Annotated in this window: 23 protein-coding genes and 1 pseudogene; 14 read left to right on the top strand and 10 right to left on the bottom strand. The window is 69.2% G+C overall.

The genetic code is table 11. The annotated features are described in order from the left end of the window. The first annotated feature begins 50 nt into the window (after positions 1-50). Together ACZ3HL_RS10550 and ACZ3HL_RS10545 are read left to right on the top strand one after the other, a co-directional pair. Positions 51-1046: a tyrosine recombinase XerC gene (locus tag ACZ3HL_RS10550; RefSeq protein WP_465413426.1), complete on the top strand. Its 996-nt coding sequence runs from the start codon at positions 51-53 to the stop codon at positions 1044-1046. Positions 1047-1153: 107 nt separating this feature from the next. After that, complete coding sequence (locus ACZ3HL_RS10545) at positions 1154-2002, top strand: FliA/WhiG family RNA polymerase sigma factor (RefSeq protein WP_126733408.1); 849 nt, start codon at positions 1154-1156, stop codon at positions 2000-2002. An 862-nt stretch (positions 2003-2864) separates the two neighbouring features. Here the strand turns inward: ACZ3HL_RS10545 and ACZ3HL_RS10540 are convergent. Next, positions 2865-3470, bottom strand: coding sequence for a murein hydrolase activator EnvC family protein (locus tag ACZ3HL_RS10540; RefSeq protein WP_465530215.1), 606 nt, complete (start codon positions 3468-3470; stop codon positions 2865-2867). Between the two features lie 381 nt (positions 3471-3851). Here ACZ3HL_RS10540 and rpsB point away from each other — a divergent pair, with 381 nt between their 5' ends. The 6 genes from rpsB to ACZ3HL_RS10510 all read left to right on the top strand — a co-directional run bounded on the left by rpsB (position 3852) and on the right by ACZ3HL_RS10510 (position 9572). Continuing rightward, entirely contained in the window at positions 3852-4724 is an 873-nt protein-coding gene (gene rpsB, locus ACZ3HL_RS10535) for a 30S ribosomal protein S2 (protein WP_034310929.1), read from the top strand. Positions 4725-4813: 89 nt separating this feature from the next. Continuing rightward, the gene (gene tsf / locus ACZ3HL_RS10530) at positions 4814-5638 is read left to right on the top strand and encodes a translation elongation factor Ts (protein ID WP_395882492.1); all 825 of its coding nucleotides are present in this window, start codon (positions 4814-4816) and stop codon (positions 5636-5638) included. A 92-nt stretch (positions 5639-5730) separates the two neighbouring features. Then, a complete protein-coding gene (pyrH, locus tag ACZ3HL_RS10525; protein ID WP_005154669.1) occupies positions 5731-6474 on the top strand; it encodes a UMP kinase in 744 nt (247 codons plus the stop codon). Between the two features lie 51 nt (positions 6475-6525). Continuing rightward, a complete protein-coding gene (gene frr, locus ACZ3HL_RS10520) occupies positions 6526-7083 on the top strand; it encodes a ribosome recycling factor (protein WP_034310934.1) in 558 nt (185 codons plus the stop codon). Continuing rightward, a complete protein-coding gene (locus ACZ3HL_RS10515; RefSeq protein ID WP_465413419.1) occupies positions 7083-7979 on the top strand; it encodes a phosphatidate cytidylyltransferase in 897 nt (298 codons plus the stop codon). Before frr ends, ACZ3HL_RS10515 begins: the two co-directional genes overlap by 1 nt. Positions 7980-8039: 60 nt before the next feature. Next, complete coding sequence (locus tag ACZ3HL_RS10510) at positions 8040-9572, top strand: carboxylesterase/lipase family protein (protein ID WP_465530213.1); 1533 nt, start codon at positions 8040-8042, stop codon at positions 9570-9572. 13 nt (positions 9573-9585) lie between these two features. Here ACZ3HL_RS10510 and ACZ3HL_RS10505 read toward each other — a convergent pair whose 3' ends face one another. After that, positions 9586-10431, bottom strand: coding sequence for a VOC family protein (locus ACZ3HL_RS10505; RefSeq protein ID WP_465530211.1), 846 nt, complete (start codon positions 10429-10431; stop codon positions 9586-9588). Positions 10432-10546: 115 nt separating this feature from the next. On the opposite strand from ACZ3HL_RS10505, the gene ACZ3HL_RS10500 reads away from it, so the two are divergent. Continuing rightward, a complete protein-coding gene (locus ACZ3HL_RS10500) occupies positions 10547-11386 on the top strand; it encodes a class I SAM-dependent methyltransferase (RefSeq protein WP_465530209.1) in 840 nt (279 codons plus the stop codon). Here the strand turns inward: ACZ3HL_RS10500 and ACZ3HL_RS10495 are convergent. The 3 genes from ACZ3HL_RS10495 to ACZ3HL_RS10485 form a co-directional block, all read right to left on the bottom strand. Next, complete coding sequence (locus ACZ3HL_RS10495) at positions 11332-11940, bottom strand: PadR family transcriptional regulator (RefSeq protein WP_465413411.1); 609 nt, start codon at positions 11938-11940, stop codon at positions 11332-11334. The genes ACZ3HL_RS10500 and ACZ3HL_RS10495 overlap by 55 nt on opposite strands. An 88-nt stretch (positions 11941-12028) precedes the next feature. After that, entirely contained in the window at positions 12029-12496 is a 468-nt protein-coding gene (locus ACZ3HL_RS10490) for a GNAT family N-acetyltransferase (protein WP_465530207.1), read from the bottom strand. Positions 12497-12526: 30 nt separating this feature from the next. Continuing rightward, positions 12527-14683, bottom strand: coding sequence for a YcaO-like family protein (locus ACZ3HL_RS10485; RefSeq protein WP_465530205.1), 2157 nt, complete (start codon positions 14681-14683; stop codon positions 12527-12529). Between the two features lie 193 nt (positions 14684-14876). On the opposite strand from ACZ3HL_RS10485, the gene rlmN reads away from it, so the two are divergent. Both rlmN and ACZ3HL_RS10475 read left to right on the top strand, forming a co-directional pair. Then, positions 14877-15983 (top strand): dual-specificity RNA methyltransferase RlmN, encoded by a 1107-nt coding sequence (gene rlmN / locus ACZ3HL_RS10480; RefSeq protein ID WP_125673176.1) that lies wholly within the window; start codon positions 14877-14879, stop codon positions 15981-15983. 33 nt (positions 15984-16016) lie between these two features. After that, positions 16017-16322, top strand: a complete 306-nt coding sequence (locus tag ACZ3HL_RS10475) for a hypothetical protein (protein WP_465413404.1) — start codon at positions 16017-16019, stop codon at positions 16320-16322. A 31-nt stretch (positions 16323-16353) separates the two neighbouring features. Here the strand turns inward: ACZ3HL_RS10475 and ACZ3HL_RS10470 are convergent, their stop codons facing one another. Continuing rightward, positions 16354-16938: a dihydrofolate reductase family protein gene (locus ACZ3HL_RS10470; RefSeq protein ID WP_465530203.1), complete on the bottom strand. Its 585-nt coding sequence runs from the start codon at positions 16936-16938 to the stop codon at positions 16354-16356. A 111-nt stretch (positions 16939-17049) separates the two neighbouring features. Between ACZ3HL_RS10470 and ACZ3HL_RS10465 the strand changes: the two genes are divergently transcribed. Next, a complete protein-coding gene (locus tag ACZ3HL_RS10465; RefSeq protein ID WP_465530201.1) occupies positions 17050-17460 on the top strand; it encodes a hypothetical protein in 411 nt (136 codons plus the stop codon). A 5-nt stretch (positions 17461-17465) separates the two neighbouring features. Here ACZ3HL_RS10465 and ACZ3HL_RS10460 read toward each other — a convergent pair. Next, positions 17466-18286 (bottom strand): IS5 family transposase gene (locus tag ACZ3HL_RS10460; protein WP_465530199.1). Its coding sequence is split into 2 segments (ribosomal slippage): positions 17466-17932 and positions 17932-18286, totalling 822 coding nucleotides; the frame shifts between segments, so codons are not numbered across the junction. 195 nt (positions 18287-18481) lie between these two features. Between ACZ3HL_RS10460 and ACZ3HL_RS10455 the strand changes: the two genes are divergently transcribed. Beyond that, positions 18482-19297 (top strand): DUF1206 domain-containing protein, encoded by an 816-nt coding sequence (locus tag ACZ3HL_RS10455; protein ID WP_465531038.1) that lies wholly within the window; start codon positions 18482-18484, stop codon positions 19295-19297. Between the two features lie 234 nt (positions 19298-19531). Here ACZ3HL_RS10455 and ACZ3HL_RS10450 read toward each other — a convergent pair whose 3' ends face one another. The 3 genes and pseudogenes from ACZ3HL_RS10450 to ACZ3HL_RS10440 form a co-directional block, all read right to left on the bottom strand. Next, the gene (locus ACZ3HL_RS10450) at positions 19532-19657 is read right to left on the bottom strand and encodes an SDR family oxidoreductase (RefSeq protein ID WP_465414127.1); all 126 of its coding nucleotides are present in this window, start codon (positions 19655-19657) and stop codon (positions 19532-19534) included. Continuing rightward, a pseudogene (locus ACZ3HL_RS10445) lies at positions 19657-20170 on the bottom strand (SDR family NAD(P)-dependent oxidoreductase). Before ACZ3HL_RS10445 ends, ACZ3HL_RS10450 begins: the two are co-directional and overlap by 1 nt. A gap of 76 nt (positions 20171-20246) precedes the next feature. Continuing rightward, a complete protein-coding gene (locus ACZ3HL_RS10440; protein WP_465530198.1) occupies positions 20247-21020 on the bottom strand; it encodes an AraC family transcriptional regulator in 774 nt (257 codons plus the stop codon). A 91-nt stretch (positions 21021-21111) separates the two neighbouring features. Between ACZ3HL_RS10440 and ACZ3HL_RS10435 the strand changes: the two genes are divergently transcribed. Next, entirely contained in the window at positions 21112-21915 is an 804-nt protein-coding gene (locus ACZ3HL_RS10435; RefSeq protein ID WP_465530196.1) for a sulfite exporter TauE/SafE family protein, read from the top strand. Positions 21916-21965 lie beyond the last annotated feature (50 nt).

Here is a 21965-nt window from a genome sequence, read left to right as displayed (position 1 = left end):
GGGTGCGGCGATACTTGACCATCCGCCGCACATCGCGCAGCGTGATCGGCATGCCGTCGACCGAAGGGCCCCACGGCACGGGGAAACGTGCCCGCAGACCCGATCTGCGCGCCGCCCGTGCCGCGCTGCCGGAGTCTGTCCGGAAGCTGATCGACGACTACGAGCGGCATCTGTCCCTCGAACGCGGGCTGTCCGCGCATACGGTGCGTGCCTACCTCGGCGACGTGGTGTCGCTGATGGGTTTCGTGGACGGGAACGGTGGCCGGTTCTCCGACCTCGACATCGGGACGCTGCGCGGCTGGCTCGCCCGGCAACGCGAGGAAGGGGCCAGCCGGACGACGTTGGCGAGGCGGGCCGCGGCGGCTCGCACCTTCACCGCGTGGGCACATCGAGGCGGGGCGCTCGCGTCGGATCCGGGCGGGCGGCTGGTGGCGCCGCGCGCGCACCGCAAGCTTCCCGGGGTCCTCCGCGCGGAACAGGCCGGCGACGTCATGCGCTTCTCAGCCGCCGGTGCCGAACAGCGCGACCCGGTGGCATTGCGGGACAGTGCCATCGTGGAACTGCTCTACGCGACCGGTGTGCGGGTCTCGGAACTGTGCGGGCTGGATGTCGGAGACGTCGACTTCTCCCGCCGGGTCGTGCTCGTGCTGGGCAAGGGTGGCAAGGAACGCGTCGTGCCGTTCGGGGTCCCCGCCGAAGCGGCCTTGCGTGCGTGGCTGGACGAGGGCAGGGGAAAGCTCGCCGTCGAAACGAAGGGGCCGGGGGAAGCGGCGCTCTTCCTCGGGGCGCGGGGAGGCAGGCTCGATCCGCGGGCGGCCCGCCGCGTCGTCCACGACGCCGTCGGTTCGGTGCCGGGTGCGAACGACATGGGGCCGCACGGCCTGAGGCATTCCGCGGCCACCCATCTGCTGGAAGGCGGCGCTGATCTTCGGAGCGTTCAGGAACTGCTTGGTCACGCTACGCTGGCCACAACGCAGCTCTACACTCATGTGACCGTCGATCGGCTGAAGGCGATCCACGACCGCGCGCACCCCCGGGCCCGATGATGCCGGGGAGAACTCGGCAGGTGACCCGGCGGCCCGGATCGGCGGCGCACGCGCATCCGCACGAGCACGGAGAACACGCTGAGTCGCATGCTGAGAACGGCGGCCCGATGACCGCCGACCCACATGTCACCGAAGCCGCCGGGAAACACCGTCCCGGCGGGGACGGTCCTGCCGTCGCGCCCGAAGCGCGGACCGGCTACGAAGTGGACGCCGGGATCCAGGCGCTGTGGCGGGAGTTCACCGAGTCTCCGGACCAGATCGTGCGCGACCGGCTCGTGCTGCACTACGCCCCGCTCGTCAAGTACGTCGCCGGTCGGGTCGGCACCGGGCTGCCGACCCACGTCGACGTCGGGGACCTGATCCAGTCCGGGATCTTCGGCCTGGTCGACGCGATCGAGAAGTTCGAACCCGCCAGGGGCCTGCGGTTCGAGACCTACGCCATGCAGCGCATCCGGGGCGCGATCCTCGACGACCTGCGCTCCCAGGACTGGGTCCCCAGAGCGGTGCGCAGCAAGGCCCGCGAAGCCGAGCGCGCCCTGGAACGCCTCGGCGCCCGGCTGAACCGCACTCCCACCGACGCCGAGCTTGCGGCCGAGCTGGAAATCAGCGTCGACGACCTGCGCGAGTTCTACGGCCAGATGCAGCTGACCAGCGTCATCGCCTTGGAAGACCTGGTCGCCGCGGGCAAGGACAGCGGCTCGCTGGTCGACACCCTGCCCGACGACGGCGCCGTCGACCCGGTGGCCGTCCTGGTCGACCAGGACAACCGCCGCCAGCTCGCGCAGGCGATCGCCCAGCTCACCGAACGTGACCGGATCGTGGTCGGTCTCTACTACTTCGAAAGCCTGACGCTCGCCGAGATCGGCAAGGTCCTCGGCGTCACCGAGTCGCGGGTCAGCCAGCTGCACACCCGCGCCGTCATGCGGTTGCGCGCCAAACTGGTCGAACAGGCCTAGCCGCCGTCCTACTCCGCGACGACCAGACGAATCGCCGCCTGGCCGAAGGTTCCTCAGCCGCTTCGGGTGAGCTGCGTAGGCCCGTGTCGCTTCCGCGCCGTTGTTCCGGGAACCCCTCTCATCTCGCGGGAGTGTGTCGCTCCTGCCGTAGCCAGGCGTTGCGAGTGCTTGGCCGGACGACACACGTGTGTCTAGCCGGACGACACGTGTGCTTAGGCGGACGACGCGTGTGATTGGACGGACGACGCGTGTGATTGGACGGACGACACACGTGTCTGGACGGACGACGCGTGTGTCTGGACGGACGACGCGTGTGTCTGGACGGACGGCACGTGGCTCTGGCCGAATCGCACGGTGCGGAGGCCACCCGCCGTGATCGCTCCCTGAACACGCGTGTTCGGTTTCCAATCGCGCGTGATCGCTCCCTGGACACGCGAATTACGACCATCGGCCAAATTCGGTGATAGGGCAAGGAGGGTGGCACCAGGGCGCGCAAGCCAGGCCGCACCAGGGCACGCGAGGGTGGCACCAGGGCGCGCAAGCCAGGCCGCACCAGGGCACGCGAGGGCCACACCAGGAGGAGTCCAGGCCACGGGGGCGCGAGTGCAAGGCGACGCGAGGGCTGGACCTGGCCACGGAAGGGGCGCGAGTGCAAGCAACGCGACGGCTCGCCCGCGAGGGGCGCGAGGGCTCGCGCGGGCCCTCCACGAGGACATGAACCAGGACCAAGCAAGGGGCACGAAGCAGGACCGCAAGGCCCGCCCCGGCGACCAGGGGAAGGCGGGCATCGCCGCCCCCGCGGCCAAGCGTGCACCGCCGCCCCCGCGGCCAAGCGGGTACCGCCAGGTCGCGCAACGGTCACTCAGTCTCCTTCCCAGGGTTTGAGGCGGATCTCGGACGGTTCACCGATCAACGTGAGCGGGTCGACGTACTCCTCGCCCCGCCGGACGCCGAAATGCAGGCACGCCTGCTCCGGGCAGCCCGGGTGGCCCGCCGCGAGCGTTCCGAGCACCTGGCCCCGGTAGACCTGATCACCCGTGGTGACCGTCGGGGCGAGCGGTTGGTAGGTGGTGCGCAGCCCTCCGTCGTGATCGATCGACACCACGCCGTGGCCCGCCACCTGCCCGGCGAACATCACCACTCCCTCGGCGGCCGCGAGCACGTTCGCACCCGGGGGCGCGGCGAGGTCGACGCCCCGGTGGCCGGGGCCGTATGGCGTCGAGGGCGGCTCGAAGTACCTGGTGACGCTCGGTGCCGGCGAGAGCGGCCAGGAGAGACGCCCCTGCTGAGAGGGCGCCCCTCTCGCCGTTCCGGGCATCGCCGCGGACGTGAGGATCGCGAGCACGGTCGCGAGGATCGCCAGGCGGGGAAGACGCCGGCCGTGCCCTGGGCGGCGGTGCCTGCCGCCGGTGCGGTCGATCGGGAAGGAATGCCTGGTGACAGGGCGGGATGAGGTCGTCGATGTCATGTGTTCCAGGTTGGGGGTACGGCGTGGCGGGCGGGGCGCGCCGGTGGAATCTGTGGATAACCGGGGCGGTTGTGGACAACCCCTCTCATCAGGGGCTGCCGGTGCGGTACCCGGTGGCGACAGGGAGTAGACTCTTTTGCGCGGTCCGCGGCAGCGGACTGACTTCGCGTGCACGTGCGCGCTCCCGATGGCCGATCTCCTCACGGAGGGTCAGGACAGGCGGGGGCACACGGTCCGGCGGTCCCTGGGGTACTTCGCTCCGGGGTCCGGGCCCGAGCATCGGCACCAGGGCGATCGGCCACCCGGCCGAGAGCGACGAACCGAGCAAGCGCGTTCCGGCGGAGCCGGGCGCGCACGACACAGAAGAGGTTGATTCCGGCAATGGCCGTCGTCACCATGAAGCAGCTGCTCGACAGCGGCGTGCACTTCGGGCACCAGACCCGTCGGTGGAACCCGAAGATGAAGCGCTACATCTTCACCGAGCGCAACGGCATCTACATCATCGACCTGCAGCAGACGCTGACCTACATCGACCGTGCGTACGAGTTCATCAAGGAAACCGTCGCGCACGGCGGCACCATCATGTTCGTCGGCACGAAGAAGCAGGCCCAGGAAGCCATCGCGGCCGAGGCCTCGCGCGTGGGCATGCCCTACGTGAACCAGCGCTGGCTCGGCGGCATGCTGACCAACTTCCAGACGGTGCACAAGCGTCTTCTCCGCCTGAAGGAGCTCGAGTCGCAGGAGCAGACCGGCGGCTTCGCCGGCCTGACCAAGCGCGAAATCCTCACGCTCACCCGTGAGAAGGACAAGCTCGAGAAGACCCTCGGCGGTATCCGCGACATGGCCAAGGTGCCGAGCATCGTGTGGATCGTCGACACGAAGAAGGAGCACATCGCCGTCGGCGAGGCTCGCAAGCTGAACATCCCGGTCGTCGCGATCCTGGACACCAACTGCGACCCGGACGAGGTCGACTACCCGATCCCGGGTAACGACGACGCCATCCGTTCGGCCGCGCTGCTGACCAAGGTCGTGGCCGAGGCCGCCGCCGCCGGTCTGATGGCCCGCTCCAGCCGCAACGGTTCCTCCGCCGACGCCAAGCCCGAGGCGGGCGTCGCCACGGACGAGCCGCTGGCCGAGTGGGAGAAGGAGCTGCTCGCCGGCTCCGAGACCGCCGCCGCGGACGCCAAGGAAGCCGCCGCCGCGACCGAGGCCGCCACCGAGGCTCCGGCCGAGCAGGCCACCGCCTCCTCCTGATCCACCCGCCCGTGGGGCCGCCTCCGGGTGGCCCCACGGGTGACTTCCCCAAGACTTCTCGTACCTGAAAAAGGACGGACACACCCACGATGGCGAACTACACCGCCGCAGACGTGAAGCGTCTCCGGGAGCTCACCGGCTCCGGCATGATGAACTGCAAGAAGGCGCTGGAGGAGAACGACGGCGACTTCGACAAGGCCGTCGAGTTCCTGCGCATCAAGGGCGCCAAGGACGTCGGCAAGCGCGCCGAGCGCGCCACCGCCGAGGGCCTGGTCGCCGGTGACGGCGGCGTGCTGATCGAGCTCGACTCCGAGACCGACTTCGTCGCGAAGAACGAGGACTTCCAGGCCCTCGCCGCGAAGATCGTCGAGGTCGCGAAGGCCGAGAAGACCAGCGACGTCGAGAAGCTCAAGGCCGCCTCGCTCGACGGCAAGACCGTCGAAGAGCAGGTCCAGGAGCTGGCCGCCCGCATCGGTGAGAAGCTCGAGCTGCGCCGTGTCGCCGCTTACGAGGGCACCACCACCACGTACCTGCACCGTCGCGGTGCGGACCTCCCGCCCGCCGTCGGCGTGCTCATCGAGTACACCGGTGAGGGCGAGGCCGCCGCCGAGGCCGCCCGTGGCGCCGCCATGCAGGTCGCCGCGCTCAAGGCCAAGTACCTCACCCGTGACGAGGTCCCGGCCGAGATCGTCGAGAACGAGCGTCGCGTCGCCGAGGCGACCGCCCGCGAAGAGGGCAAGCCGGAGCAGGCCATGCCCAAGATCATCGAGGGCAAGGTCAACGCGTACTACAAGGACAACGTCCTGCTCGAGCAGCCGTCGGTCAAGGACAACAAGAAGACCGTCAAGGCCCTGCTCGACGAGGCCGGCGTGGCCGTGAGCCGGTTCGCCCGGTTCGAGGTCGGCCAGGCCTGATCCAGGCGCGGAACACAAGAATCACCACTGTGCCCCGTCTCCGTCCATCGGGGACGGGGCACAGTCGGGTTCAGAGCATTAGGGAGGGCGACATGGGTGTCCGGGTCGAAGGCGGATACCGGCGGGTGCTGCTGAAGCTGGGCGGCGAGATGTTCGGCGGCGGTTCCATCGGGGTTGATCCGGATGTGGTGCACTCGGTCGCTCAGCAGATCGCAGACGTCGCGCGGACGGGCGTGCAGATCGCCGTCGTGATCGGCGGTGGCAACTACTTCCGCGGCGCGGAACTGTCGCAGCGCGGCATGGACCGCGACCGCGCGGACTACATGGCGATGCTCGGCACCGTCATGAACTGCCTGGCGTTGCAGGACTTCCTGGAGAAGGAGGGCCTGCCGACCCGCGTGCAGACCGCCATCACCATGGGGCAGGTCGCCGAGCCGTACATCCCGCGCCGCGCCGAGCGCCACCTGGAGAAGGGCCGCGTCGTCATCTTCGGCGCCGGGGTCGGCATGCCGTACTTCTCGACCGACACCGCCGCCGCGCAGCGCGCGCTCGAGCTCGGCTGTGAGGCCGTCTTGATGGCGAAGGCCGTCGACGGCGTCTACACCGCGGACCCGAAGAGCGACCCGACCGCCGAGATGTTCCACGAGATCAGCCACCGCGAGGTGCTGGAGCGGGACCTCAAGGTCGCCGACGCCACCGCGTTCAGCCTGTGCATGGACAACAACATGCCGATCATCGTGTTCAATCTGCTCACCGAGGGGAACATCGCCCGCGCGGTCAGTGGTGAGAGGATCGGCACCCTGGTCGACACCCCCGCCGACGGGGTGCCCGCGTAAGCCTGCTCTGATCTTCGCAATCGGTACGCATACACAACTACGGGAGTTGCCGTGATCGACGAGACCCTCCTCGACGCCGAGGAGAAGATGGAAAAAGCGGTGTCCGTCGCCAAGGAGGACCTGTCGTCGGTTCGCACCGGCCGGGCCCACCCCGGGATGTTCTCGCGCATTGTCGTCGAGTACTACGGCGCGCCGACCCCGCTGAACCAGATGGCGAGCGTCAACATCCCCGAAGCCCGGATGGCGTTGATCAAGCCTTACGACCAGACCTCGCTCAACGCCATCGAGAAGGCGATCCGCGAGTCGGACCTCGGCGTCAACCCGAGCAACGACGGCAACGTGATCCGCATCGTCATCCCGCAGCTCACCGAAGAGCGCCGCAAGGAGATGGTGAAGGTCGCCAAGGCCAAGGGTGAGGACGCCCGCGTTTCGATCCGCAGCGTCCGCCGCAAGGCCAAGGAAGAGCTCGACCGGATCAAGAAGGACGGCGAGGCGGGCGAGGACGAGGTCGTCCACGCCGAGAAGGAACTCCAGAACCTCACCGACACCTACAGCCACAAGGTCGACGAGCTGGTGAAACACAAGGAAGCCGAGCTACTCGAGGTCTGATGAGCCAGGTGAGCGAGGAACGCGAGGACCGGGTGGACGCCCCGGAACCGGTTCCGGCCGAGAAGCCGGAACCGGTGAAAAAGGTTTCCCGCGCCGGCCGCAACCTGCCCGCCGCGATCGGGGTCGGGCTGCTGCTGGGCGCGGCGATCATCACGTCCCTGCTCACCGTCCGCTATCTGTTCATCGGCATCATCGCGATCGCCATCGCGGTCGGCACGATCGAGCTGGCCGGGGCACTGAAGCGCGCGGCGGGCATCCGGATCGCGCTGGTCCCGGTGCTCGTCGGCGGTCAGGCGATGATCTGGCTGGCGTGGCCGTACGGCCGCGAAGGCGCGCTGACGGCGTTCGTGCTGACGGTGCTCGTCTGCCTGCTGTGGCGGTTGCCCGGCGGCGCGGACGGCTACCTGCGCGACATCAGCGCGTCGGTCTTCGCCGCCGCGTACATCCCGCTTTTCGGTGCCTTCGCCGCCATGCTCGTCCCGCCGGCGGACGGCGTCGGCCGGGTGCTGGCGTTCATGATCGGCGTGGTCGCTTCGGACACCGGCGGCTACATCGCCGGTGTACTGGGCGGCAAGCATCCGATGGCGCCCAGCATCAGCCCGAAGAAGACCTGGGAAGGGTTCGCCGGTTCGCTCGTGGCCGGTGTGGTCGCCGGCGCGCTCACCCTGAGCCTTCTCCTCGACGGTCATGCTTGGCAGGGCGTGCTGTTCGGCGCGGCGATCGTCTGCACCGCGACGCTGGGCGATCTCGTCGAGTCGCTGATCAAGCGTGACCTCGGCGTCAAGGACATGGGGACCATGCTGCCGGGGCACGGCGGGCTGATGGACCGGCTCGACTCGTTGCTCCCTTCGGCCGTCGTCTCCTGGCTGCTGCTCTCCGCATTCGTGCCTCTTTAGGCCAAGTCCCTGTGACGAGCCGGGCGCTCTGTCATGGTCGGGGGTATGCGCTCTCGACGGATGGGTAAGCGATTTCTGGCCACGGCCCTGAGCTTGGTGACGTTCGGTGCTCTCACGACGACCGCGGCGGAGGCGGGCTCAGGCCCGGTCGTCGGCACGGATTCCGGTCCCGTCCGCGGCGTGAGTACCGGCGAATACCGGAGTTTCCAAGGCATTCCGTTCGCCGCGCCCCCGGTCGGTGATCTGCGCTGGGCGCCGCCGCAAAGACCCGAACCCTGGACCGCGGTGCGGGACGCGAGCAGACCGGGACCTCGGTGCGCGCAGGAGGCGGGGCTCGGTCCGGGGCCGAGTGACAACGAGGATTGCCTGTATCTCAACGTGATCAGCCCGGCCAGGCCGGCGTGGAAGCCGCGTCCGGTCATGGTCTGGGTCCACGGTGGCAGCTTCACGTACGGCGCGGGCAGCGATTACGACTTCAAGCGCATGGCGCTGGGCGGGGACGTGGTCGTGGTGACCGTGAACTACCGGCTGGGGGTGTTCGGCTTCTTCGGGCATCCGGAACTCGGCCGCGACTCCGGCGTTTTCGGTCTTCAGGACCAGCAGGCCGCGCTTCGCTGGGTGCAGCGCAACGCGCGCGCCTTCGGGGGAGATCCCGGGAACGTCACGCTGTTCGGCGAATCGGCGGGATCGATGAGCGCCTGTGCCCAGCTGGCCTCCCCGTCGGCGGCTGGCCTGTTCCACCGGGTGATCATCCAGAGCAGTCCGTGCACCTTGAACTGGCCCGACGGCGGATTCGTCCCCGGCCTGCCCGCGGGCACGCCGTACCTGTCCCGGGCGGACGTCGAAGCGATGGGTGCCGACGCCGCCGGGAAACTCGGGTGCGCCGACGTCGCCTGTCTCCGGCGGCTTCCGGTCAAGGCCTTGGTGAATCAGCCGTTCGCGCCGCCCGCGTACGGAACCGATCTCCTGCCCGAGCATCCGGCGGAGGCGGTGAAGGCCGGCCGCTTCGCGCGGGTGCCGGTGCTGACGGGGATCACGAGGGACGAGGCGAGGATGTTCGTCGCCATGTTCTCCGGGCATCCGTTCACCGAGGAGCAGTATCAGGGACTGCTGCGGACGGCTTTCGGGGAGAAGGCGCCGCTCGTCGCCGCCCGGTACCCGTCGGCCCGGCACGGTGGCCCGTCGATGGCGTTCGCGGACGCGATGACCGACCGGATCTGGGGATGCACCCAGCTGGAGACCGAGCGACTGCTGCGCGAGCGCACCCGGACTTTCGGCTACGAGTTCGCGGATCGGAACGGGCCCTCGCTTCTCCCCGCTCCGCCCGGAATGTCCATGGGCGCTTCTCATGGAGCCGAATTGGCCTATTTGTCCGATGTGACCGCGCTTCCGGCGAATTTGACGTCCGCTCAGCAGGAATTGGCGGCGCGAATGATCCGGTACTGGACCGCCTTCGCGCGCACCGGTGACCCGAACGGCGAAGAACCGCCGAAATGGCGTCCCTCACCGCGGACGCAATCGCTGGCGCCGGGCGCGATCGGCCCGGTCGACCTCGCAGCCGTGCACAATTGCCGATTCTGGGCGGGTATCTGACCGGGTACCGGGCTCAGTCGTCGTAGGGATCGTCGACTTCGGCGGTGCCCCAGCCCTCGACGGCCCGAGAATGGTCGATCACGGCGAACACCGAACCGTCCGGGTCGGCGAGGATCGCCATCCGGCCGTACGGGGTGTCGTAGGGCTGGACCACGACGGCACCGCCGAGCATCAGGGCCTGTCCCGCCGCGGCGTCCGCGCCACGGGCCGGGTCGAGCTCGAAGTAGACCATCCAATGCGGTGGCGTGTCCGCCCGGTACTCCGAACCCATCACGTACCGGTACAGCACGGGCTCGTGCTCGATGAGCCATTCGGCGTAGTCGAGCGAGGCGCCGTCGCCGATCTGGTGGCTGGTGTAGTTGAAGAGGCGGCAGTAGAAGTGATCCGCCGCCGCGCCGTCGTGGGTGTTGAGATCCGCGCCGCTGAAGGTGTTCGGCACTCCTGTCGCGAACTCCCAGGTGGCGGGCGGCTCCCAGAAGACGACGTGCGCGCCGCACGCGTCGACGGCGTGGACGATGTTGCCGCGATGGGGGATCGCCACCGGCCCGAGCGTGACCCGGCCACCGAGACTGTCGACCCACTCGGCGGCCGTGGCCGCCTGGGATACCGAGATGTGGACGCTCCAGCCGGTCGGGCCGCCGGTGCCCGCGCGGTACAGACCACCGGCGGGGACGCCGTTCAGCGTCGCGATCGAGTAGCGGCCGGTCGGTGTCGCCGGATCGCGCTGGACCACGTATTCCCAGTCGAAAAGCCCGCTGTAGAAGGTTTGTGCGGACGTTTCGTCTCTGCACGCGAGCTCGATCCAGCACGGGATTCCCGAAGGTATGACGGAAGTGTGGGCGGCCGAGCCGAGCGACATGCGGTTCTCCCTTACCGGTGGGAGTAAAGTCTAGTCGCTGACCGCATTGTTTCCGTCAAAGATTTCGACCGGACGACCCCGGAACCCGGCCCGGTGTCCCTTCGTTGGAGCTTCCGTGCGCTGGTTTCCCCGAGCTCTCTCCTCCTTCCGCCGCGGCGGTGAGGAGGTGCTGCCGAGCCCGAACATCTGGTACTACCAGAAGGCCTACGAGGTCGAGAACCGCGCGCAGGACGTCGACGACGAGATCTGGCGCGTGCTCGCCGGGTATCGCGATTGGTCCGGTGCGGACGTCCTCGACATCGGCTGCGGTGACGGTTTCCACCTGCCGCGGTTCGCCGCGACCGCGCGGTCGGTGGCCGGGGTCGAACCCCATGAGCCGCTCGTCCGTGACGCGCGGAAACGGGTGGAGCGGCTGGGCAACGTCGAGGTGCACCACGGGCGTGCGCAGCGGCTTCCCTTCCCGGACGCGGCTTTCGACGTCGTGCACGCGCGCACCGCGTACTTCTTCGGCCCCGGTTGTGAACCCGGCCTTCGCGAAGCGGAGCGGGTGCTGCGTCCGGGCGGGCTGTTGATGATCGTGGATCTCGACGTGACGAGTGAGCCCTACGGACGCTGGATGCGGCTGGATCTCCCGCACTACGACCCGCCCGGGGTGGAGAAGTTCTTCGCCCGTCAGGGATTCGGCTGCCGCAAGGTGATGACGCGGTGGCTGTTCGAGGACGCCGCCGCGATGGAAGCGGTGCTGAAGATCGAGTTCAGCGCTCCGGTCGCGGCGAAGGCGATCGCGGAGGTCCGGCGCCTGAACGAGGTTGCGTCAGGTTCCGGGGAGAAGCGGATGACGCTGCCGGTGGGCTATCGCGTGCATACGCGCGTCAAGCCCACCGGCCTCGTCGTGCCTGGTCACTCCGTGTCCTCGTCCGGAGTGGCGTCCTCGGCCTCACCGAGGATGCCGTAGATCGTCCGGCGTGCCTCGTTGAGCACGTCGACGGTGCGGGCCTGCTGGCTTTCGCTGCCGGCGTGCATCACCTGCGCGACCGCCGCGGCCAGGGTCGCGCCCGCCTTGCGCAGGTTGACCTCGGCCGGGTCGACGTCGTGGGCGATCTGCTCCCACGGCGGGACGGCGTCCTGCTGCTCGGCCGCGGCGCGGCCGGATTCGGTGAGTTCGAACAGCTTCTTGCCGTTCTCGTCCTTGCTGATCACCAAGCCTTCGTCGGCCAGCATCTGCAGGGTCGGGTAGACCGAGCCGGGGCTCGGCTTCCAGAAGCCGCCGCTGCGTTCGCCGATCTCGCGGATGATCTCGTAGCCGTGCCTCGGCTGCTCGGAGAGCAGCGCCAGGATCGCGGCGCGGACGTCGCCGCGTTTGCCGCGCCGCCCGGGACCGCCGCGGCGGCCGTGCCGGTGCCGGTGGCCCGGTCCGCCCGGCCCCGGCGGGAAGTCGCCGAAGCCGCCGCGGGACCAAGGGCCGAAGGCCTGCCTGCCGTGTTCTGGGGGGAAAGGTCGTCGTCGCATGATGTGAATCCTCTCTACGTACTGTTTCGACACGTTCACGATATATCGTAAACAGTCGCATGGCAACCCGTTCTCGGTGATCCGGGTCTCAGGAGAGGTCGAGCGCGAGCAGATCGATGCCGCCGAAGTCGAACTCGCCGACCTTCCGCCAGCCCCAGCGGCGGTACAGCCGCCGAGCGGGCGCCTCGACGCGGGACGCGAGGACGGCGAACCGCTCGGGCCGCTGTTTCAGCAGGTCATCGAGCAGAGCGCGGCCGAGCCCGCGACCGCGGAGCTCGGGGAGAAGTGCGAGCTCGTACACGTAGAACAGCTCTTCGCCGTCGAGCCACGAGGGCGCCGGAGCCGTCGCGCGTTCGGGCCACCAGCCGGCTTCTTGCCGGACCCCGTAGGCGAAGCCGCCGAGTGCCCCGGCTTCGCGCACGGTCGTCATGGCGAACCCGGGGAGCGCGGCGTGTTCGGCGAACAGCTCGCCGAAGCGAGCGACGTCGTCCTCGCCTTCGAGGTACGGCGGTTCGCGGTAGACACGGCGGTAGACGTCGTCCAGTTCAGCGGGCACGGTTCAGTCTGCCCGGCCGATCGGCGGCCATCACGCGTGGGGGAGCGGGAAGACGTTGAGTTCGTGCTCGGCGAGTGGTTCGTCCCGCCAGCCGAGCGCCACCGCCGCATCGGCGATCCTTCCGTTGCCCCACAACGGAGATCCGGCGGGGAAGTTCGACACCAGCCCCGGGACCAGCGTATGCGCGGCATGGAATCCGGCGGCCGCGACGTCGCAGGTCGTCAGGTCGACGCTGATCACCTCGAAGCCGCGGGCTTCGACGCGGGCTTGGTAGGCCTTGAGCCGCCGTTCCCCGAGGGCGGGAAGGTCGTCCCAGCTTCGGCTCGGCAGGTCCATGATCCAGGGCGCCACTCGCTTCACGGCCCGTGGGTCGAGATAGATCTGTTGCTGGCAAAGGAGATCCGTGACGTCGGCGAAGTCTTCGCGGTACGAGTCCAGGTAGCGCCGATCGGCCCGGTGCGGCTTGAGGTCGCCCAGCTGGGGCAGATCCCGGCGCATGCCCGAAAATTCGCGTTCGTCGTCGAGGGCGCGGCACGTGTGCTGGAGCGCGAACCCCTCGGCGAGCGCCTTCTTCGCGGCCTCCAGCGCGTCCGGCCGGGTGGCGAAGCCGATCGACAGCCATCGTTTCACGCGGTCGAGTACCACCGCGGCGACCACCGGGACGTCGAACTCGTTGTCCAGGTGGATGAGCGTGACCTCGTAGTCGTCGGTGGCGTCGGCGATGAGCGACCTGATCTCGCCCGGGATCGTGAGCCTGCCGAGCCGGGGCGTGTTGGCCCACCAGAGCATGGTCGTGTCGCGCTCGAGGACCTCTTCGAGGCCGGAGGTGACGGCGTACTCCTCGGTGGTCCCGCTCGCGAGGCCGGCGATCAGCGGATCGGCGAAACGCGCTTCCTCCGGCCGTCGTTCGTTCGAGAACAGGAACGCCGGAACCCAGACGGGTTCGCCGGTGCTGTGGGAGAAGCCTTCCACCCACGAACATTCCGTGTCCTGGGTGAGCGGTGCGAACGGGAAACCCGGCGACCGGTACTGCGAAGCCGAATAGAGGTTCAGTCGTTGCGGGTCGAGTGCAGGGACGCCGTAGCGGAAGAACTGCTTGTAGCTGCCGAAGCACACTTCGCGCTCCGGAGCGAGCCAGCTTCCGCAGTAGCGCTCGACCGCTTCGCCGATGGCCGACTGACGCGCGAGGTCGAAGTCGTGCCACGCCGTGCCGACGGCCTGACGATCGTTGGGCCAGTTCGTCACGCGGCGCATGTCCGCGACGTCGACCGCGCAGACCCGCAGCCGGGCGGGCATCCCCGGCGCGGGCGGGATCTCGCCGACGCCGGTCACGATCCCGGTCTGGTCGTCCACCAGCAGTCCTGGGCCGGTCGTGGCGGGAACGGGCCGGGCGCGGTCGGGTACGGGGAGGATCGGACGGCGGATCTCGGTGAGGTCCGCCGGGTTCAGTTCGATCTCGCCGGTGGTCAGGCCGGATCGCCCGCCGGAGAGCCAGTGTTCGAGATGGACGGCGAGGGTGGTCAGCGCCCAGCGGGCGTCACCGGGCCGGAGCGGGATGGACTCCGAGGGCGCTGAAAGGAACGCATCGACGACACGCGGGTCCGGCGCGGCGGAGCGGCGCCGCGCGACGACGTCGGCGAAATCGATGCCGCCGGGCGTGATCGCGGGGCCGGCGATCACCCGGCCGCGTTCCCGGCGCGACGGCAGCCAGCGCACCCCGCTGCCGGCGCACAACGCGTCCAGCGCGATCAATTCGGTGTAGGCGGGGTGGTCGAAGGCCGCGACCACGACCGTGTTCTCGATGTCCCTTTCGGACATGTCGTGGAAGTAGGGGACGGCCTCGACGCTCGCGTATCCGCTGCCACCGACGATCTCCGCCAAGGGCTCGATGAGTGACGGCGAGCCGGTGAGGAGGATCGAGGTGGTGGCGACGTCGTCCGTCCCGGGAACGAGACAGCCGTCCGCTTCGAGGATCTCCAGCATCTCCTCGTAGGCCGGATCCATGCCGGCCAGCAGTTCGGCGCGGGTCCGCGTGCCATCGCAGCGGCTCGCCCAGGCGCGGAACTCCCGGGCGGGCGCGGCGACGGAGAACTGGCCCCCGTTGGGGGTGACGAGAAAGCAGAGCTCTGGTTCGAGATCGGTGATCTCGATTCCGTCGAGCCGCGGTCTGACCTCTTCGGACCCCATGGCGAACCGACTCCCGCCTCGTCGCCACCCGGCGTGGCGCGACATGACCAAGTCTCTGGCCGGACGTGACCTCCCGACGTCTCCTGATATGCGATCCGCACGGCCGGGCCGGGCCTGGTTCACGTGACCTGGGAAACAGCGATCCGGGGCGGCCCAGGCGCGTCGAAGGTGGACATGGGACACTGAGTGAGCTATGACTGCCCTCCCTCTCGTCTTCGACGCGCCCAAGCGCGGCCTTCCGCCGCGCCACCTCGCCGACCTTTCCGCCGCCGAGCGGGCCGCCGCCGTCGCCGAGCTGGGGGAGAAGCCGTTCCGCGCGAAGCAGCTTTCGAACCACTACTTCTCGCGGCTCACGGTGAACCCGGAGGAGATGACCGACATCCCGGCGGCGTCGCGGGAGAAGCTCGTCGGCGATCTGATGCCGACGCTGCTCACCGAGATCAAGGCGCTCGCGTGCGACGACGGCACCACGCGCAAGACGCTGTGGCGCGCGCACGACGGGACGCTGCTGGAGAGCGTGCTGATGCGCTACCCGGATCGCGCGACCCTGTGCATCTCGAGCCAGGCGGGCTGCGGCATGGCGTGCCCGTTCTGCGCGACCGGTCAGGGCGGCCTCGACCGGAACCTGTCGACCGCCGAGATCGTCGACCAGGTCCGCGCCGCCGCCGCGGTGATGCGCGACGGCTCAATGCCCGGCGGACCCGGCCGTCTGTCGAACATCGTCTTCATGGGCATGGGCGAGCCGCTGGCGAACTACAAGCGGGTGGTGGCGGCGGTCCGGCGGATCACGGATCCCTCGCCGGACGGGCTCGGCATCGGCCAGCGTTCGGTGACCGTATCGACGGTGGGGCTCGCGCCGGCGATCCGCAAGCTGGCGGACGAGAAGATGCAGGTTCGGCTGGCGGTTTCGCTGCACACGCCCGATGACGAGCTGCGGGACACGCTGGTGCCGGTGAACGAGCGCTGGTCGGTGGACGAGGTCCTGTCCGCGGCCCGGTACTACGCGGATACTTCCGGCCGCCGGGTGTCGATCGAGTACGCGCTGATCCGGGACGTCAACGATCAGCCTTGGCGTGCCGAGCTGCTGGCGAAGCGGCTTCGGCAGCACCTCGGCCAGCTGGTGCACGTGAACGTGATCCCGCTGAACCCGACGCCGGGCAGCAAATGGGACGCCTCGCCGAAGCCGGTGGAGCGGGAGTTCGTCCGCCTGGTGAACGCGGGCGGAGTGGCGTGCACGGTCCGTGACACGCGTGGTCAGGAGATCGCGGCGGCGTGCGGTCAGCTCGCCGCCGAGAACTGAGTTCTTCCTTTCAGTGATGGAGATTTTGTCGTGATGTATGCCCCCAGCCTGCTGGATCCGGCTGCGGAGGAGCTGAAGCTCACGGACGTGCTCGGCCACGGCGCGACCGGGGTCGCGCGCGAGGCCAGGACGTTGCTCGGTGAGCGGTTCAGCTCGGTGACCTTCATGTACGTCCTGATGCGGGCGTTCGAGGTGGAGTACATGGCGGCGCGGGACGCTTCGCGGTGGCACGAGTTCCACGGCGGGCCGTACGCGTTGTCGGACGCCGACCTCGAAGCCCTGCTGGCGCCCTGGCTCGGTTCTCACCGCCGTCCGGCGGTCGCGTCGGGCACCGTCTAGGCGGGCCGACGCGACCGTCCTTTGTGGATGGTCAGCTCGGTTCGTGCCGGGTGGGCCGGTAGACGAGTTCCTGGACGCGCCCGTCGAAGGTGCGGCTCTCGAGCAGTTCGAGGTCGAAGTCGGCCGCGCCCCGGAAGATCGGGTCGGCCCCCGTCATTCCGGTGATCACCGGGAAGACGGTCACCTGGACGCGATCCACCAGACCGGCGGCCATCAGTGCCCGGTTCATCGTCAGGCTGCCGTGCGAGCGCAGCGGCATATCCGACTCCGCCTTGAGCCGGGCGACGACGTCGACCGCGTCCCCGCTCACGACGGTCGCGTCCGGCCAGTCGAGCGGCTCCCGCAGCGTGGCCGACACCACCGTCGCCGGCAGGTGCTTCAGCCGGGAGACCCACGGGTCCAGCGCCTCGCGCTCCACGATCTCCGCGTTCAGCATCTTCATGGTCGCGCGGAACGTGGTGGCGCCGAAGACCATCCGCTGCCTCTCGGAGTACAGGGCCAGGCGGTGTTCGAGGAATTCAGGGCCCTGCTTGCCCCAGTAGCCACCCCAGTCGCCGGTGTGGGCGCCGTAGCCGTCGAGGGTGGAAAAGACGTCAAAGGTGTAGTTCGCGGTCATGATGCTCCTTCGGTGAGTTCGTCTCTCACCCTGGCTACGAACGCGTCCGCCGCCGATCGACATCGGCGGCGGAAAGATCTTCGCGGGGCGGCGAAATGGCAGGATGCGGGCATGTATCGCCTGCAAGCCGTCATCGTCACGGAGTCCGCACGGAGCAGATTGCTCGATTCGGTCGAAGGCGCGAGGCTCGTGCCGCTCGGACAGAACCTGACGCTGATGCCGGTGACCGAGACGCGGTTCGACACCGGGCCGCTCGCCGAGTGCTCCGAGCACGGAGCCGTGGCGTACGTCGAAGCCGAGTACTTCGGTGGCGCCGGGACGCAGTCCGCGCAGGTGTGGGAGCGCGGCGAGACCGTCCTCGGTCCGCTGCACGTCGATGAAGACGAACCCGACCCGGCCGACGGCAGTCCGATCTCCCAGGCGCTTCGGCGGCTGGGAGTGCTCAAGGGCGACCACTCCGACGAGTTCGACGCCGTCGGGCTCGGCAGGCATCGCGACACCGACGACTGGCTGTCCGCTTAGGGGTCCTAACAGATTGAGTGGGTCTTGAGTCTGCGCCAGCAGATGATGGCGCAGCCGAGGGTGAGGAAGGCTTCGTGGATGTCGTCACGGATCTCCCATCGGATGCGTAGGCGCCGGAACCAGTGCAGCAGGGCGAAGGCGCCTTCGACGACCCAGCGGTGAACGCCGAGGCCGGAGCCGTGTTCCTGGCCTCGGCGGGCGATGAGAGGTGTGATTCCGGCGGCGCGGACAAGGTTGCGGTACTTGTCGTGGTCGTAGGCGCGGTCGGCGTAGAGCCGTTGTGGCCGTCGCCGCGGGGGCCCGGGCCGGCCTCGCACTGGCGGGATCGCGTGGATCAGCGGCATCAGCTGGGTGACGTCGTGCCGGTTCCCGCCGGTCAGGGTCGCCGCCAGTGGGATCCCGGTGCCGTCGGTGATGACGTGGTGTTTCGACCCGGTACGGGCTCGATCTACCGGGCTGGGGCCGGTTTTCGGCCCCCTTTTAACGCCCGCACATGCGATCCGTCGACCGCCGCACGTGACCAATCCAGCTGGCCCGCCGCGTGCAGCTCCGCCAGCAGCAGCTCGTGCAGCTGCTGCCACACCCCGGCCTCGGTCCAGTCCCGCAACCGGCGCCAGCAGGTCATGCCTGAGCCATACCCCAGCTCTTGCGGCAGGAACTCCCACGGGATCGCCGTGTAGAGCACGAACATGATCCCGCACAACGCCTTACGGTCGTCCAGCCGCTTACGTCCCGGATGCCGAAACCGACGCTCCACCCGCGGCAACAACGGCTCGATCCGTTCCCACAGACCGTCATCGACCTCCCACGGACGCCGCTGCCCCACCAGCCCACCCCTCACAGACAATCACCGAGACACGGCATCAAACCACACCCCAAGATCATTGTGTTACGACCCCTTAGTCGATCTCGATGCATCACCAGAACTTCTCGCCTCGCGTTGGGCCGGACGGACCAGTCACGCGGCGGTCGTGGCCGTCGCCGGTGACACTCGATGAAGACTCACGAGGAGGTGGACCGGATGTCCGCGACCAAGGCGAGACAGGTGCGCCACAACAAGGCCGTCCAGGTGCTCGGCCGGATCGGGATGGGGTGCTACGGCCTGGTGTACCTGCTCATCGGGTACCTGGCGGTGCGCGTCGCCGTCGGCGGTGGCGGTCAGGAGGCCGACGGCCGTGGCGCGATCGCGGAGGTCGGCTCGACCCCGATGGGCGGAGTGCTGTTGTGGGTGCTGGCGGCTGGGCTGGTGGCCTACGGCCTGTGGCAAGGGCTGCTGGCCGCGGTCGGCTACACCTGGATCGACGAGCGGAGGAAACGCGCCGTCAAGCGGGTGACGTCCGGTGTGCGCTGCGTGGTGGGGATTTCCTTGGGGCTCTACGCGGCCAGGGTCGCCATGGGCTCGGGAGAGCGGGGCAGCGGCGACCAGAAGCAGCAGGAGTTCACCGCGCGGCTGCTCGGATTGCCGGCCGGGCCGTTCCTGGTGACCGTGGTGGCCGTCATCGTGTTCGGCGTCGCGGCGGGTTCGGTGGTGAAGGGCGTGCGCCGGACCTTCCTGCAGGATCTCGACCTCTCGCGGCTCCCGTCGGGGACCCGGCGGTGGGTGGAGCGGCTCGGCAGGATCGGTTACGTGGCACGAGGTTTCGTGTTCGGCGTGGTCTCGGTACTCGTCGGCTACGCGGCGCTGACCCACGACCCGGCCCGCTCCGGCGGGCTCGACGCCGCCCTGCGGACCTTGGCCGCTCAGCCGTTCGGCACGGTACTGCTCATCGTGGTGGCCGCCGGGGTCGCGGCCTTCGGCGTGTACTGCGCCGGGGCGGCACGGGCGCAGCGTGGCTGAGGAAGCGGCCTTGTCCCGCCCCGGAACCGAGGCGGGACAAGGAAGCTACTCGACGGCCAGTTCGCCCAGCTCCGACCAGCCGTCCTGATCGACCTTCGCGTTGACGATGCGCGGCGTCTCGGCCAGGTAGCGCGGAAGCTCGCGCCGAGCCGTGCGCCTCGGTGAACTCGCGCGCGATCTCCGGCCACCGGTCCACGTGTTAGGGGCGGGCCCGGAACTTCGCCGTGATGAAGATCATGAGAACTGGATTCCTCCGTCGATCATCACCGATTGGCCGGTCATGTAATCGGAATCCGGGGACGCGAGATACGACACGTACGCCGCCACGTCCTCGGGAACGGAGACGCGTCCGAGATGGATCAGATTCGAGTACTTCTCGATCGCCTGCCCTTCCGGATTCCTTCCGATTCCGCCAGTTTCTCGTCGATGAGGTCCCGCATGGCCGTCCCGACGATGCCGGGGCAGTACGCGTTGACCGTGATGCCGTGGCGGGCCCATTCCATCGCGGCGGCCTGGGTCAGCCCGCGCACCGCCCATTTGGACGCGGAATAGTGGCCGAGCAACGCGAACGGGCGATGGGCGACGATGGAGGCCGCGCCGATGATCTTGCCGCCGTTCCCCTGCTGGATCATCCGCTTGGCCGCGGCCTGGTAACAGAGGAAGATGCCGCGCGCGTTGACGGCCATCATCCGGTCCCAGTCCTCCGGGGTCACTTCGAGCAGCGGCAGGGATCTCCTTGGCGACCGCTTCGAGTTCCGCTTCGTTGGCGGCGACGTCGTTGACCGCGACGTCGTGCCCGTCGGCGGCGAGCCGGAGCGCGATCCCCTTTCCGATTCCTCGTGCCGCACCGGTGACGAGTACGTTCTTGCTCATGCGATGACTCCCTTGTTCGCCTGGGCTTGAACGGAAGGTAGGGGCGGCGACGGCGCCTTGGGAGTGGCCTCGTGTCTCACTTTGAGACAGCGGCGCGATAGTCCTTCGGCGAGGTGCCGAGAAGCCGGGTGAACATCGTGGAGAACGCGGCGGGGCTCTCGTAGCCGAGCGAGGCGGCGATCCCGGCGATGGGACGACCGTCCGACAGCAGCGAGAGGGAGTGCAGGACGCAGGCCCGCTGCCGCCAGCGGGCGAAACTCAGCCCGGTTTCGGTGGTGAAGAGCCGGTTCAGCGTCCGTTCGCTCACGTGCAACCGGGCGGCCCAGCCACCGACCGGATCGTGGATGTCCGGATCGTCCAAAAAGGACTCGCACAGGGCGCGCAGCCGGTCGTGTTTCGGCAGCGGGAGGTCGAGGCGGACCGGGGCGGCCCGGCGGATCTCGTGCAGGGTCAGGCCGATGACGGCGGCGTCCCGCCCGCGCGGGGAGTACAGGTCGGGCACGCCGACGGCCTCGTTCAGCAGTTCCCGGAGCAGCGCGGAGACTTCGACGACCTGGCAGCGGTGCGGGAACCATGGCACCGCCTTCGGCTCGATGTACAGGCTCCGGGTGCTCACGGTCGTGGTGAAGACCTGATGGATCGTTTCCGGCGGCACGAGCACCGCCCGCCGCGTCGGGATGGTCCACGTGCCGTCGGCCGTTTCGACCCGCATCGATCCCGTCGCGCTGTAGAGGAACTGCGCGCGCCGGTGCCGATGCGGGAGGATCCGGTGCCCTGGCGGGTAATCGGTGCGGATCGCCACCACCGCGCGGTCGAGGTGATCGACCTCGTCGATGGGGATGTCACGCACCTCACCCAGCCTACGCCGGTTGTCCGATGCGCGAAAGAAAGTGGCGTTCTTTCGAATGCCCGCCGCGCCACGGGCGCCTACCGTCGAAGGAGTGCTGATCGAGATCTCGGTGCTCCTCGGGTTCGGCTGCCTGAGCGGGGTCACCACCGTCCTTTTCGGATTCGGCGGCGGATTCGTCACCGTGCCCGTCGTCTACGCCTTCGTGCTCGCCGATCCCGAGCACGCGCCGGCCGCGATGCACGTGGCGGTGGCCACGTCGACCGCGGTGATGGTGGTGAACGCCGGGAGCGCCACCCTCGCGCAACTGCGGACAGGACGGCTTCGCCGCGACTACCTGTGGCCGCTCGTCGCGTTCATCGGCCTGGGTGCCGTACTCGGCTCCTTCGCGGCCACCATGGCCGACGAGAGTGCGCTGCGCTGGCTCTTCGTCGCCTATCTCGCGCTGACCATCGCCGATGGCGTGGTCCGGAAGGGATTCGTGAGCAGACGGGACGACAGCCGGCCGCGGGCGCTCGGCGGGGTCACCGCCACCGCGGGCGGCGCCGGGATCGGTGCCGTGGCGAGCTTTCTCGGGGTCGGGGGCAGTGTCCTCACCGTCCCGCTCATGCGGCGCAAGGGCCTGCCGATGGCCGACGCGGCCGCGCTGGCGAACCCGCTGAGCCTGCCGGTGGCGGTGATCGGCACGGCGGTTTACGCCTTCGCGGCGACGGGCACGGCGCCGGGCTCTGCCCACCTCGGCTACATCGACCTGGTGGCCGCGGGCGCGTTGCTGTGTGGATCGCTTCCGGCCATCGCCGTGACCCGCCGGGTGGTCGGCCGGATCCCGGACCGGGCACACGCCATCGCGTACCTCGCCTTGCTCGTCGCCGCGCTGATCGTGATCGCCGTCCGCTAGCGAAGCCGCATCGAGGCCGGAGTGGCCCGGCGCACGGCCGGGCCACTCCG

The sequence above is a fragment of the Amycolatopsis sp. NPDC000009 genome (genome assembly GCF_055563465.1).
Note: the sequence above shows the minus strand (reverse complement) of the source record. Positions and strands in the feature narration are given on the sequence as shown.

Bases quoted from the DNA above. Each gene is read 5' to 3' on its own strand.
- ACZ3HL_RS10510 (WP_465530213.1), top strand. From the start codon at position 8,040: ATGGGTAAGCGATTTCTGGCCACGGCCCTGAGCTTGGTGACGTTCGGT.
- ACZ3HL_RS10545 (WP_126733408.1), top strand. From the start codon at position 1,154: ATGACCGCCGACCCACATGTCACCGAAGCCGCCGGGAAACACCGTCCC.
- ACZ3HL_RS10485 (WP_465530205.1), bottom strand. From the start codon at position 14,683: ATGGGGTCCGAAGAGGTCAGACCGCGGCTCGACGGAATCGAGATCACC.
- ACZ3HL_RS10550 (WP_465413426.1), top strand. From the start codon at position 51: ATGCCGTCGACCGAAGGGCCCCACGGCACGGGGAAACGTGCCCGCAGA.
- rpsB (WP_034310929.1), top strand. From the start codon at position 3,852: ATGGCCGTCGTCACCATGAAGCAGCTGCTCGACAGCGGCGTGCACTTC.
- ACZ3HL_RS10475 (WP_465413404.1), top strand. From the start codon at position 16,017: ATGTATGCCCCCAGCCTGCTGGATCCGGCTGCGGAGGAGCTGAAGCTC.
- rlmN (WP_125673176.1), top strand. From the start codon at position 14,877: ATGACTGCCCTCCCTCTCGTCTTCGACGCGCCCAAGCGCGGCCTTCCG.
- ACZ3HL_RS10465 (WP_465530201.1), top strand. From the start codon at position 17,050: ATGTATCGCCTGCAAGCCGTCATCGTCACGGAGTCCGCACGGAGCAGA.
- ACZ3HL_RS10495 (WP_465413411.1), bottom strand. From the start codon at position 11,940: ATGCGACGACGACCTTTCCCCCCAGAACACGGCAGGCAGGCCTTCGGC.
- ACZ3HL_RS10515 (WP_465413419.1), top strand. From the start codon at position 7,083: ATGAGCCAGGTGAGCGAGGAACGCGAGGACCGGGTGGACGCCCCGGAA.
- tsf (WP_395882492.1), top strand. From the start codon at position 4,814: ATGGCGAACTACACCGCCGCAGACGTGAAGCGTCTCCGGGAGCTCACC.
- ACZ3HL_RS10505 (WP_465530211.1), bottom strand. From the start codon at position 10,431: ATGTCGCTCGGCTCGGCCGCCCACACTTCCGTCATACCTTCGGGAATC.
- ACZ3HL_RS10455 (WP_465531038.1), top strand. From the start codon at position 18,482: ATGTCCGCGACCAAGGCGAGACAGGTGCGCCACAACAAGGCCGTCCAG.
- pyrH (WP_005154669.1), top strand. From the start codon at position 5,731: ATGGGTGTCCGGGTCGAAGGCGGATACCGGCGGGTGCTGCTGAAGCTG.
- ACZ3HL_RS10540 (WP_465530215.1), bottom strand. From the start codon at position 3,470: ATGACATCGACGACCTCATCCCGCCCTGTCACCAGGCATTCCTTCCCG.
- ACZ3HL_RS10470 (WP_465530203.1), bottom strand. From the start codon at position 16,938: ATGACCGCGAACTACACCTTTGACGTCTTTTCCACCCTCGACGGCTAC.